This is a genomic window from Halovenus anhuiensis (assembly GCF_037080055.1).
Classification (GTDB): Archaea; Halobacteriota; Halobacteria; order Halobacteriales; family Haloarculaceae; genus Halovenus.
Map to the genome: position 1 here is coordinate 155,406 of NZ_JBAOJI010000005.1, position 12,629 is coordinate 168,034.

Consider the following 12,629-nt stretch of genomic DNA (forward strand, 5'->3'; position numbering starts at 1 on the left):
TACCTTGATTGAGGGAGTCTCCTGAAGTTGTTTTCTGTCCCGCGAACACAAGTTTATTTTATCGCCGTAGTTCACACTAATCTAATGAGAGCGGCGCTCAACCCCGAGATCGAGTTCAACTGGATTCCCGCCCTTTGGGCCGCAGGTGTGGTCCTCGCTGCGGGGCTGGTCGGGAACTTTGCGTTGGGGCGACCTCAGTTGCTCGGTCACGGTGCAGTAGTCGCTGGGATTGTTGCCTCCTTCCGAAGCGGCTACTACCAGAACTCGGGGAACAGTGCCGCTGTGGGGACATTCCTCGGGACGGTAGCAATCTCTCCAATCATTGCGTACTCGCGGGTTACGTTCGTCTTTGGTATTCAGGGCCTCGGCGATACGCTGTTCGTCTCTGGGGCACTCCTGCTCGCGTGGCTGATCGTCGTCGCGACTATTCTGCTCCCGTTAGCGTATTTCGGTGCGTTTGTCGGCGATTACACGCGGAAGAAACTGGGTGGAGTACTCGGCTACTGAGCGACACCCATTGGGGCTCTCTGTCCGAGTCCCGTCCGCACCGTCTGCGCGGGAGTGGTCGGAGCGGTTGCGTTGTAAGATGCCCTCCTCGGAAAGATGTTCGTATCACTACACACCTGTCCACTACTGTACACTTTGAATCGGTTTCGGGCGGCCGGTGCAATGCACGTCCACGGCCGGTGACGTTCTGCGGTTGTACAAGCTTATTTGTGTGGTTGATTACGGGTGATTTCGGGAAAAGTTTATTAGTATAGTAGGAATTTACTGAAACAGATCGCACCGTTCGATGTACTATCAATAATTCCCGGACTAGCATACCGCTGGACTGGTACACAAAACATCACTAAGTATCCATGAGTGAATCACCTAACACCGACGAGCGTGCACCGCAACTCAACCGACGACGACTCCTCCAAGGCCTCGCCGCGACCGGTATCGCGGCCTCCGCCGCTGGCTGTTTCGGCGGCGGTGATGAGGGGGAAGCAGACCCAGACGAAGCGAGAGAAGAGGAACAGGCGGACCTCGATGAAATCGTAGAGGGGGGAACACTGACTTTCTCACTGCCGACCGACAGTATCGGAAACTACGATCAGGCCCAGTCTACACAGGCGGCCGACAGCGTCGTATTCGAGGCAGTATACGACGGACTTCAGCGAGTAACCACGACGGGCGAGACGCTGAACTGGATGGCCTCCTCGTTCGAGGTTTCAGACGTTCAGGAAGCCTCCTTGCCGCAGGATTACACCTCGTACATGGGAGAGTACGAGATTGCCAGTGTCACCGACAGGGGCATCGCAACGTTCGAACTCGGACCGGACAATCTCGTCCTCGCTCGCCACCCGGACGATGCAGAGGCCGTCGCCAACGGCGACCTCTCCGCAGGCGACACGATGCGGTTGTTGACTCGCAACGAGTCGGGCGACGCCGTCGACGACGGCGTCTACGGGATGAAAATCGAGGCAAGTGTCCACGAAGGCATCACCTTCCACAACGGCGAGGAACTCACTGCCGGTAACGTCATCTCGTCGTACGACCGGATGGTCGGAAGTACGAATGAAGGACAGCAGTTCGAGTCGTTCCTCCACGCCCGGGCGACAGACGGCGCGGACGGCTACGACATCGAGATGTACGCTGTCGAGCCAGACGCGGATGCAGACGTCTCAGTGCCGCCGTTCTGGATCTTCCCATCGGATCACATCGATGTCACTCCGGGCAATCTCGATCCCCGTAGTGACGGTCCGGTGCCAGTCGGGACGGGTGCATACGAAGTCGATAGCTTCGAGGAGGGCCGCGAACTCATACTCACGCGGACGGACACGTACTGGCTCGAAGAGGTCGGCCTCGACTCCAAGGAGTGGTGGGACGGTCCCGACGAGTTCCCCGAAGGACCAGTGATCGACGAGATCGATATCCGCTTCCAGCCCGACCCAGGCCAGCGAACCGCGGCCCTGCAAGACGGGTCGATCGATATGGCCTACGGTCTCGATGCAAGCAACAACACGGCCTTCCAGCAGCAGGATCAGTACAGTGACTATCGTGTCACTGCTGCCGACGCGACCGGCTACCAGTTCATGCAGATCCCGGTCAACGAGAACGGCGGTGACCTGCATCACAAAGAGGTCAGGCAGGCAATCTCGGAACTCATACCACGGCAGTCGATTGTCGAGGTTGTCGAGGAAGGCTGGGCGTCGCCGGCACGACTCCCCTTCCCGGAACCATCTGCTCAAACAGGTGTCTCGGGCGAATACGACGAAGTCGCCGAGAATGCAGACTTCTCGTATTCGGTCGAATCACGACCCGATGAGGCGACATCACTCGTAGACGAAGCAGATGTCGAGACTCCGATCGATGTAACGCTGGAAACCAACGCAGACAGCCCACAGCGCCAGGACAAGATCGAACTGATCGTTGGCGAAATGAACAACACGGACGCCTTCGAGGCAGAACTACAAACGCCCGCGGACCTGAACCCGTGGTTCGTCCAGACGTTGGCGAGAGCGCCACAGGACGACTTCGCCTCACGGAACGCGACGGCGACGATCGGTCTCACTGGTGGCTTCGATGCGGACGGGTACGCTCGGGGGATTCACCATCCCGACAGCTATCAGGGCTGTTGTAACTTCTTCTTCCCGTCGGGGACGTTCGAGTTCGAGGATGCCATCGACGAGGCGCGATACGGGATCGAGAGTGTCGAAGATGTCAGTAATCGACACGAAATCTACGAGAACGAAGTCTGGCCGGGCATCACTGACGCTGTTGGCAATGCAATTATCGACTACTCGCTGAACGTCGTCGTCGCCAACCCCGCAGTCAACGGATACAACGCTTACCCCGACCAGCGGAGTTTCCTGACCTACGGGCTGTTCGCGCCATACGACGAGTTGGTTAGTTACATCGATCGATAAGCTGAATAATACGGTATTGTAATTCAGATAGTTATGAGCCTTCGACGATTTATCGCCCAGCGAATACTGGTCTCAATCCCGGTGTTACTCGGGGTATCAGTGATTACCTTCGGGCTCGTTCATCTCGCGCCAACCGATGTCGTGGATATCATAATCGGACTTGATCCTGATGCGACAGCAGCGGATAAGGCCCAGTTACGCGCAGAGCTAGGATACGACCGGCCAATCTACGTCCAGTATATCGACTGGCTTACGAGCGCACTCCAAGGCGACTTCGGTGAAGTGTACACACGTGGGCAAACCGCCGGTGAACTCATCGCATCGCGCTGGCAGGAGACGGTTCTGCTCGGCTTGTTCGGTTGGACCTTCGCCTTGTTGATCGCCATCCCAACCGGCATCTACGCTGCCGTCCGAAAGGGGAAATTCGGCGACGATGCGGCGCGGTTCGTCGCCCTGACCGGAATTTCGATTCCGAACTTCTGGCTCGGGCTGACGCTTCTCGCACTGTTTGCGGTCCAGTTCAATTTCTGGAGCGCGAGCGTCCCACGGGCACCACTGTGGTCGGCCGAGATGCTGAAGTGGCTGATACTGCCCGGCATCACGATCGGTTCGGCCGCAGCAGCGAACCTGATGCGAATCATGCGTACCTCGATGGTTGAGGAGTTGAACAAAGAGTACGTCACAGCAGCGCGTGCGAAAGGGCTTCCCGAGCGAACAGTCGTGCTCAAACACGTCCTTCGGAACTCACTGATCTCTGTCGTAACGGTGGCAGCGTTCCTCACTGCAGGAATTGTCGCCGGATCGGTCGTTGTCGAGTCAGTGTTTGGTTGGCCCGGCTTGGGTATCCTGCTCGTCGAGGCGGCAACCAAACAGGAGATCAATCTGATCCTCGCGATCACACTGTTCACTGGGGTCGCAATCGTGCTCGCGAATCTCCTCGCAGACATCCTGTACGCCGTTCTCGATCCACGAATCAGAGACGAATACTAGCATGTCAACACAACGAGGAAGAATCCAGATAAGCGGATTTGACGCGGACGAAGTTGAACAGCGAGACGAGCTATCGGAGTGGTCCGACGACAAAGAAACGAATATCGAAAGCCGGTGGCGGAGGGTCGGCCGAAAAGTCGTCCACGACCGCCTCGCGTTAGTGGGCGGGACAGTCGTGTTTGTGATGTTCTTGACGGCCATTCTCTCCCAGCCGATCGAAATGTTCGGCGTGACGATCCAGCCAATTTCGATCACGCCGTACGATCCGGGAGAGACCCTCATCGCCGAGCCACACGCCCCGCCGAGTCTCGATCACCCGATGGGGACTGACAGACTTGGTCGCGACCTCCTCTCACGAGTCATGGCGGGCGCGCGATTCAGCGTGACCATCGGGCTGGTCGTGACGGCTATCGCCGGTGGGTTCGGCGTGATCTACGGCGGAATCTCCGGCTACTTCGGCGGAAAAGTAGACGGGGTTCTCATGCGGTTCGTGGACATGGTCTTTGCCTTCCCCGGACTGGTCCTCGCAATCGTCATCGTGGCCATGCTGGGCCGCGGCTACTGGCAACTGGTATTTGCCTTCGCAGCGACCGGCTGGGCGGGGTACGCCCGCCTCATTCGTGGAGAGATCCTGAAAGTGAAACAGAACGAGTACGTCCTCGCAGCGAAGGCACTCGGTGGGCGCGACCGCCGCGTGCTGTTCCGTCACGTCGTCCCGAACGCGATTGCGCCGGTGATCGTCCAGGCGACGCTCAGCATCGGGACGGTTGTTATCGGGGTTGCGGCGCTTGGCTTCCTCGGTATCGGCTTCAGTGGCGCAACCGCCGAGTGGGGGACGATGATCGATGCCGAACGCGGGACGATTGTCAGTGCATCCGGCACGTGGACGACCTGGTGGGTCACCGTCTTCCCCGGGCTGATGATCTTCCTGTTCGTCATGGCGATGAACATGATCGGTGACGCAATCAACGATGCCCTCGACGCACAGGGTGGCGACGAAATCAACGCTGCGGGTGGTGGCGGATGACACTGCTCGAAGTCAGTGACCTGACAGTCAAGTTCTACACCCCCGATGGCGTCGTGCGGGCCGTCGACGAACTCTCTTACCAGATCGACCGCGGCGAGCGGTTCGGGGTCGTCGGCGAGAGCGGTGCCGGAAAGAGTGTTAGCGCACTCTCGCTGCTCCGGTTGATCGAAAACCCGGGTCAGATCGAAAGCGGGGCAATCCGCTTTTACGACGAGGAAACCGTTTCGGCACTGGAGTCGGACTTCTCGAACCACGTGGTCGATCTCGAAGACCTCCGACAGACCACCGACAAACGGGAGATTGCGGAGTCGCTGACTGAGGAGGAGGTCTCCGCCGAGGAGTTGACTGGCGATCCGCAGTACGCGGGCGACGATCCGACGGACGTACCGACGAACGCCTTCGAGATACAGGATATCCTCGAACTCGGATACGGGGACGACGTCGGTCTGATCGGCGAACACGACTTTATCGTCCACGACGGCGACGAGAGCTACGTCGAACTGCTCCGAGCGCCGAAGAAGGCGATCCAACGCATCCGGGGTAACCGGATCGCGATGGTGTTTCAGGACGCACAGACTGCGCTCAATCCGGTCTACTCCGTCGGCGACCAGATCTCTGAGGCGATCCGCCATCACATGGATCTCACCGACAAGGAGGCCAAAGAGCGAACAATCGAGCTACTGGATCGTGTCGGTATTCCGGACGCAGAGACGCGATACTCGGATTATCCACACGAATTCTCCGGCGGAATGCAACAGCGTGTCGTGATCGCGATGGCGCTGTCGTGCGATCCGGACATCCTCGTCGCCGACGAGCCGACGACTGCGCTGGACGTGATGACGGAAGCGAAGATCCTCGGCGAACTGGAGGAACTCAGCGACGAGTTCGGCACCTCAATCCAACTCATCACCCACGACCTCGGGGTCATCGCGGAACTGTGCGAGCGTGTGGTCGTGATGTACGCCGGCAAACCGGTCGAGAAAGCACCGGTCGATGATCTCTTCTACGACCCGAAACATCCGTACACGGTCGGTCTCATGGCCTCGATTCCCCGTATCGGAACGGGGGTCGAACGGCTGAAGACGATTCCGGGGACGATGCCGGATCTCATCGAGGTTCCGTCGGGCTGTTCGTTCCACCCTCGATGTCCTTACGCCGAAGAGTCCTGCACGCGCAAAGAGCCGGTGTTAGTCGATCCGGAGACCGGCGAGCCAACGGGACCGGAAGACGAGCGTGGCGCGAGTTGTCTCGAGTACACCGGTGATCTCACTCAATCGCTGTCCTTCGACGTTCGCGTCGAGAATGCACGCGGTGACAACCGAATCTCGGGTGATTCCAGTGAGTAGGAACCAACAGCCGATCCTCGAAGTCGATAATCTGAAGAAGTACTACACCTCCGGCGGCGGCTTCGTCGACGACTTGCTCGGTCGAACGAACACGGTCAAAGCCGTCGACGGTGTCGATCTGAAACTGTATCCGGGCGAAACGCTCGGGGTCGTCGGCGAGAGCGGATGCGGGAAGACGACTCTCGGGCGGTCGCTGCTCAGGCTGATCGAGCCGACAGAAGGCTCGGTCACCTACCGTCAGCAAGCGGACGACGGGTCAACCGAAGAGATCGATCTGACAGAACTGTCTGGATCCAAGCTCCGGGATCTTCGGACGGACCTCCAGTATATCTTTCAGGATCCGTTCTCCAGCCTGAACCCCCGGATGACCGTCGGCGACATCATCGGCGAACCACTCGACATCCACAACATCGCCTCCGGCAACGAACGCAACCAGCGCGTCGAGGAACTACTCGATACAGTCGGGCTCAACCGCAGTCACGCGTACCGGTATCCGCACGAATTCTCCGGCGGTCAGCGCCAGCGGATCGGGATCGCTCGCGCGCTCGCAGTCGATCCGGAGGTTATCGTCTGTGACGAGCCGGTCAGTGCGCTGGATGTCTCCGTTCAGGCGCAGATTCTCAACCTGCTGTCGGAGCTTCAGGAGGAGTTCGACCTGTCGTACATCTTCATCGCCCACGACCTGAGTGTCGTCGAGCACATCTCGGACCGCGTCGCGGTCATGTATCTCGGCGAGGTCGCAGAGGTCGGCACGACCGACGACCTGTTCAGAGCGCCGCGGCATCCGTATACCGAGGCGCTGTTCTCGGTGATTCCGGAGCCGGATCCCGGCTGGGAGGGCGACAAAGTCCTCCTCGAAGGCGACGTACCGTCACCGATCAATCCGCCGTCTGGCTGTCGATTCCACACGCGGTGTCACCGCGTCATCCCGCCCGACGACCTCTCTATCGAACAGGAGACGTTCCGATCGGTTCTGACACTGAAGCAGTACGCCCGGCAGGCGGATACCACGACCGAACTGGTCACGCTCGGCAGTAGCGGACAGCTAACCGAGGACTACGACGCCTCCGATCCGACCGACGTTGATGAGATGATTCGCGACTCGTACGACATTCCGGATCGACTCTCAGATCCCACGGCGGAGGACTCTCTCTCGAGTGGTGTCGAACGGCTCGCCGAGTCGAACGAGCCGCCGACGATGGCGGAACAACTCGAGGAGGTCTTTGTCTCGCCGTGTGAAAAGGACCGACCCGAACTGGTCCAGACTTCGGAGACAAAGGTTTCCTGTCTGCTGTACACCGACGAGTACGACAACGGCCAGCCCGCAGTGATCGACGATCAGACGGGCGATACCGCGGCCGACGCCGACGACTGATCGGCTGTGAAGCGATACGTTGTTTAGTTTCGCGGTGCAAAACGAATTAATGCGCCGGATCTACGAATCGGACGCGCTCAAGCGCGACGACGACGATCCGCTGTCGCCTCGGGACCGTCAGCGCGAGACCGAGCCCCAGTCGTTTCGCTCGATCAGCGGGTCGGCCTGGAGCGACCGACTTCTCCCACACGGCATTCGCAAACGAGCCGTGTCGGTCAGTCTCTCGGTGCCCGATCAGGCGTTCGAGCAGGGCGACAGCGTCCCGTTCCAGATCACGCTCAAAAACCGGCTTCCAATTCCGGTTGCGATAGCAACGAACTCCTCGCGGTTGTGGACGTGGTCCATCGACGGGCACACGAACGCTTCTCGCGTCTCCCTCGAAGACCCGCCGGCCACGAAGAGCAAGCTCCGGCTCGACCGCGGTGAACGCCACCAAATTCGGCGTAACTGGTCGGGCATGTTCCGCGTCAGCAAACGGGAGTGGGTGCCGGCCGAGTCGGGCGAACATACGATTCGAGCGGCGATCAACGTCGACGACGCCGACGACGCGGACCTCGCCGACGAGACGACCATTCAGATCGACTGACGACTCAGACGTTCGAGCCGATGTGGCTGTTCTCTCTGGATTCCGTCGAGAACTCGAGGAACCGTCGTTCACAGTCCGGGCAGCGGAAGGTCAGCACCCGACGCTCGCTGCAACAGGACGTGACCGGTTTGTTGTTGAAATCCGGTATGCCGCCACAGAAGAGACACTCGTCCTGAAACGAGCGCAGCGACTGGGCGATCATGAACCGCTGTCTCGGCGGGACATCGTCCCACTCGCCGCTGATCGCCCGAAGCGTCTGATCTGTTGCGATATCGAAAAGCAGCGCCCCTTCGGACGGCCAATTGTACACGACGTTCCGAATCTGCCAGGCGGTATACTCGAACTCTCTCTCCGTGACTTCTGACTCGGGAACACCGAACAGTTTCGCCAGATCTGTGACACCGATTCCGTCGGCCTGAACCTGTTCGAGATGCTCTGTGAGTCGATCAGCGAAGGAGTCGGTGAAACTGAGTTTCTGTTCGTTCCCTGTCGGCCGAATTGCGTCAGCACCTTTCAGAAATTCCTCTGGTTGTACTGCATTTCGTTTCCGCTCTTTGATTCGTTCGGCGGCCGGATTCGTCTGCTCCTCAGACATGGCTCATTGTTATTCACAACGACTCATAAAATCAGGCCCTCCTGTGGGTTTCGACGACGCCTCCTTGCACGGATTGATCGAGCGCTTGTGTCCGCCTCACGCGGGCGGTCCTCCCTCACATCACGCCTTCTTCCTCGAAGTCGCGTTCCTCGCGGTAGGCATCGACGAAGGCATCCAGATCGAACTCCGCCAGTTGCTCCTCGAACTCCGCGACGGTCGGGCCGTCGTCGGCGTGGCTGATCGCGTGCTCCATCAGTTCGACGAGCAGTTCGACCACCGTTTTGTGGAGTTCCCGCGACTCCATGTCGGCAACCCAGACGAGGCCGTAGCCGACCTGCCCGTCGCCGGAACAGTCGGCGACGGCGACTTCTTCGGGGTACTCTTCGCGGACCATCGCCAGCGCGTGGGGGGTGCTGAACTCGTCGAACTCGTCCTCTGTCGAGATTGTCGCCCGGAGGGTATCGACGAGGAATTCGGGGACGAACCGACCCAGCGGGTGAACGTCCATCACCACAGCGTGTGTCTCTCCGCAGGCACACGCGAGTTCGCGCATGCCGAGATCGAGATCGTGGGTACTGACCGTCTCACCACACGGCAACTCCAGTTGTTCGTCGGTGCCGCCCGGGACGCGTGGTTCTGCCATTCTCAGGGCCAGTCCTCACGCTGTTCCTGCTCGATGTCCGGGGTTTTCTCCTCGGGGGCTAACTCCCAGTCGGCAGCCTCGGCGGCGGCTTCCACGTCGACGTACTCCCAGCCGGTCTGCTCCGATAGTTCTTCGTCTGCGGATTCGGTACCGACGAAGACGTACCGCTCGCTGTCGAACTGGTCTTTGATATTTTCGAGACTCTCTTCGCGGCTCCGGGGCCCCGAGAAGAAGTCCTGTCTGATCCGGTGTTTGCGTGTGAAATTCGTCACGACGTAGGTTGGTTTGTCCGAGATGACACCCACGTAGTTGGTCCACTGCCGGGCGTCGGTGAAGACCGAATCCGGCGCACGGAGTTCTTTGAGCGCGGCCAACTCGAACGCGAGTGTCATATCGCCATTGCCGCCATCCATACCCAAAGGTGGGGTGTCTACTGAAAAAAGACCGTCGGTCCCTCTCAGGATTCGGGAACCTTCTGTAATTGGCTTCTCAGGGACTCTATTGGCTATTTCGCCTGTGGCGGTGCTTCGAGCCTGTCGATGTCGATTTCGGGTTCGAGCAGCAGTTCCTTCTGGTCGACGACCTGTCGTTCCTCACGGATGATCCGTTTCAGGGCGGACTGCTGTGAGAGGTCACCGATCAGGACGCCGCCGACGAGCTGGCCGTTCTTGAAGGCCAGGCGACGCCACTCAGTTTCCGAGTACTTCCGTTCGGCCGTCTCGTCACCGATTGTCGGATGGCCGAAGGAGAGAAACGGGAAGTCGAAGTGGGTGATCGAATACGAGGAGACCCAGCGAAACTCCTCTTCGGTGTCGTCTGCGACCATGTTCTTGGCAGCGACCGCGCCCTGCTCTTTGGCCGACCCCCACGCGCCGTTCTGGGCGCGTTCGCCGAGGATCGTATCGTGGAACTGTGTGATGTCCCCGGCCGCGTAGATGTTGTCGACGTTGGTCTGCATGTGTTCGTCGACCACGACGCCGTTGTCGGTCTCGACGCCACTGCCGTGGAGCCACTCGGTGTTGAAATCCAGACCGATTGCGACGCCGACCCACTCGGCGTCGAAGCGTTCGCCGTTGGGGTCGACTGCCGCCTCGACGTGGCCGTCGTCGTCGACCTCGAAGTGATCGACGCCGGAGTCGAAGACCGTCTCGATGCCTTTCTCTTCGAGGGCGTCGTGGATGATCTCTGCGCCTTCGAGTGACAGCGCGTACCGCCACCAGCGGTTACCTCGCATCAGGTATTTTGCGTCCATCCCCTGTGCTGCACAGACGGCGGCGAGGTCGATACCGAGCAGTCCGGCCCCGACGATCACGCCCGTCTCGGCGGTGTCTGCGTGTTCTTTGATCCCCCGAGCGTCCTGGAACGTCCAGAAGTGATGAATACCGTCGGCGTCCGAGTTCTCGACTGGCACCTGCGCCGGTGTCCCCCCCGTCGCGACCAGCAGTTTGTCGTACTCGTAGCTGTCTCCCTCGTGGGTGTGGATCGTCTGCGCGTCAGTATCGACGCGGTTGACGTACGTGTTCAACTGCAGGTCGATGTCCCGTTCGTCGTACCACTCGGGTTCGTGAATCGAAATCGGTGCTTCCGGGAGTTTCCCCTTCGCGAACTCCTTGATCAGAATGCGGTTGTACAGCGCCTCCCCTTCGTCCGTGATGACAGTCACGTCCGCGTCCGGATCCTGCTCACGGATGGTCTCGGCCGCCGAACTCCCCGCAATTCCGTCGCCGACGATTACATGCGACGTGCTCATATCGGTAGTTGAACGCCGGGGTTAATGTGGGTTGCTATTCGTGTAATTCCCACTGTCATCTCTCCCATCCGTGCTGTAATCATCACGATTATTTTTCAAATACTGTATTTTGTCTACAATCCGATGATGTTTTGAAGGAGAACACCCCGTGTTTTGCGGGTGCTGAACCTCCGTTGGTTCGCTCACTGTCAGGTCTCAGTGATGGCTCTCAGTTATGGAACGGTGTTGCAACCATCTCGTCGAGAATTCCGGCCAGTCGTCGCCGGGACCGACGAAATGAAACGTCTCGCTCACTAATCAATGTCCGATGAAAATCCGCCAGAACGTCCGCCACTGGGCATCGAAGCAGGCGCTGACAATGCCGGTCGTCGGGGACATCGTCGAAGACCGGCTCGTGGAGATGCACACCGACATCTTCCTCGACCGCGCAGCGGAGAGCGAGCGCGAGGCCCGTCGGGATCATCTCGACGACTTCTTCGACGCTACGATGGATACCTACGTCGCGGCACTCGACGCCAGCTATCCTGAGGCCGACGCCAGAGAGATCACCCACATTCAGGCCAACTTCGATTTCTACAACCACGGCTGGACGGAGATGATGGAGTTCCCGGCCGACGAACTCGGCGACCACTACGACCGCTACGAGGATTTCTTCGAGACACACAGCATCTCCGTCGACGACCCACTCGGCAACTTCCGACCTGCCGACGGCATCGCAACGGCACCCTCGACGCCCGAGAAACTGGAGGAACCGGAACACCCCTACGCAGAGGGCGGATTCGCAGACGACGTCTACGTCGAAGGGCCGGACGGCGAGGTCCGTGTCGGCGGGAGTGACGAACCGGCGGATATCGACCCGACAGAAGTGCTCGACATCGACCCAGACGAAAAGACAGGCGAGGAGTCGGGAACGGCTGACTAGCTCAGGCGGAACCGATCGTATCCCGGACTTTCACGGCCATTCCGGTCTCGAAATCGACCATACCTTGCCCGGAGAGTTCCGCCCGCCCGACGGCCAGTAGCCGACCGTCGTCGTGTTCGATCAGGACTTCGTCTCGCGGTCGGATCGCACCGTCGGCACCGGTCACGAACTTCGCGAAGGCGTTCTTTCCGTCGCGGACGAACGGTTCGCTCTCGTCACCGACGACGACGCGGTAGCCCCCGCTGTCGAGTCTGTCCTGTAGCCGCCGGCCACCCTCGATACCGAGTCGGATGCGGCCGTCCTGTTCGTAGGTGCCAAGCCGGTCGCCGTCGGCGTGGATCTGGCGGAGTCGGCCGGAACTCGTCCGCGTTACCGACACCTCGCCGTCGGGCGGGAAGAGTGCGACCCCCGCGCCGGGGCCGAACTGGTAGTCTGCGACCGTCCGCAGCGAGGCGATGTCGTCAGCCATGGCCGCTCGTTTCG

At 59.9% G+C, this 12,629-nt stretch carries 13 protein-coding genes; 8 read left to right on the forward strand and 5 right to left on the reverse strand.

Translation table 11 applies throughout. From position 1 onward, the window contains the following. Positions 1-84 precede the first annotated feature (84 nt). The 7 genes from V8P86_RS13200 (at position 85) to V8P86_RS13230 (ending at position 8,236) form a co-directional block, all read left to right on the forward strand. Positions 85-507: a hypothetical protein gene (locus tag V8P86_RS13200; protein WP_336327743.1), complete on the forward strand. Its 423-nt coding sequence runs from the start codon at positions 85-87 to the stop codon at positions 505-507. Positions 508-860: 353 nt separating this feature from the next. Further along, a complete protein-coding gene (locus V8P86_RS13205) occupies positions 861-2,912 on the forward strand; it encodes an ABC transporter substrate-binding protein (protein WP_336327744.1) in 2,052 nt (683 codons plus the stop codon). 33 nt (positions 2,913-2,945) lie between these two features. Continuing rightward, positions 2,946-3,902, forward strand: a complete 957-nt coding sequence (locus tag V8P86_RS13210) for an ABC transporter permease (protein WP_336327745.1) — start codon at positions 2,946-2,948, stop codon at positions 3,900-3,902. A 1-nt stretch (position 3,903) separates the two neighbouring features. Further along, a complete protein-coding gene (locus V8P86_RS13215) occupies positions 3,904-4,929 on the forward strand; it encodes an ABC transporter permease (RefSeq protein WP_336327746.1) in 1,026 nt (341 codons plus the stop codon). After that, on the forward strand, positions 4,926-6,275 hold the full coding sequence (locus V8P86_RS13220; RefSeq protein WP_336327747.1) for an ABC transporter ATP-binding protein: 1,350 nt from the start codon (positions 4,926-4,928) through the stop codon (positions 6,273-6,275). Before V8P86_RS13215 ends, V8P86_RS13220 begins: the two co-directional genes overlap by 4 nt. Next, positions 6,268-7,650 (forward strand): ABC transporter ATP-binding protein, encoded by a 1,383-nt coding sequence (locus tag V8P86_RS13225; RefSeq protein WP_442909402.1) that lies wholly within the window; start codon positions 6,268-6,270, stop codon positions 7,648-7,650. The genes V8P86_RS13220 and V8P86_RS13225 overlap by 8 nt, the downstream gene beginning before the upstream one ends. Before the next feature lie 49 nt (positions 7,651-7,699). Then, positions 7,700-8,236 carry a DUF7974 family protein gene (locus V8P86_RS13230; RefSeq protein ID WP_336327749.1) on the forward strand — a complete coding sequence of 179 codons (537 nt, stop codon included), beginning with the start codon at positions 7,700-7,702 and terminating at the stop codon, positions 8,234-8,236. A 4-nt stretch (positions 8,237-8,240) separates the two neighbouring features. Here V8P86_RS13230 and V8P86_RS13235 read toward each other — a convergent pair whose 3' ends face one another. The 4 genes from V8P86_RS13235 to V8P86_RS13250 all read right to left on the reverse strand — a co-directional run bounded on the left by V8P86_RS13235 (position 8,241) and on the right by V8P86_RS13250 (position 11,224). Continuing rightward, positions 8,241-8,831 (reverse strand): DUF8054 domain-containing protein, encoded by a 591-nt coding sequence (locus tag V8P86_RS13235; RefSeq protein WP_336327750.1) that lies wholly within the window; start codon positions 8,829-8,831, stop codon positions 8,241-8,243. 115 nt (positions 8,832-8,946) lie between these two features. Beyond that, positions 8,947-9,474, reverse strand: coding sequence for a DUF5815 family protein (locus tag V8P86_RS13240; RefSeq protein ID WP_336327751.1), 528 nt, complete (start codon positions 9,472-9,474; stop codon positions 8,947-8,949). Between the two features lie 2 nt (positions 9,475-9,476). Next, on the reverse strand, positions 9,477-9,887 hold the full coding sequence (locus V8P86_RS13245) for a DUF7124 domain-containing protein (RefSeq protein ID WP_336327752.1): 411 nt from the start codon (positions 9,885-9,887) through the stop codon (positions 9,477-9,479). A gap of 92 nt (positions 9,888-9,979) precedes the next feature. Next, on the reverse strand, positions 9,980-11,224 hold the full coding sequence (locus V8P86_RS13250; protein ID WP_336327753.1) for an NAD(P)/FAD-dependent oxidoreductase: 1,245 nt from the start codon (positions 11,222-11,224) through the stop codon (positions 9,980-9,982). A 307-nt stretch (positions 11,225-11,531) separates the two neighbouring features. Here V8P86_RS13250 and V8P86_RS13255 point away from each other — a divergent pair, with 307 nt between their 5' ends. Then, positions 11,532-12,146 (forward strand): DUF6149 family protein, encoded by a 615-nt coding sequence (locus V8P86_RS13255; protein WP_336327754.1) that lies wholly within the window; start codon positions 11,532-11,534, stop codon positions 12,144-12,146. 1 nt (position 12,147) lies between these two features. Here V8P86_RS13255 and V8P86_RS13260 read toward each other — a convergent pair whose 3' ends face one another. Next, positions 12,148-12,615: a PUA domain-containing protein gene (locus V8P86_RS13260; protein WP_336327755.1), complete on the reverse strand. Its 468-nt coding sequence runs from the start codon at positions 12,613-12,615 to the stop codon at positions 12,148-12,150. Positions 12,616-12,629: the final 14 nt, after the last annotated feature.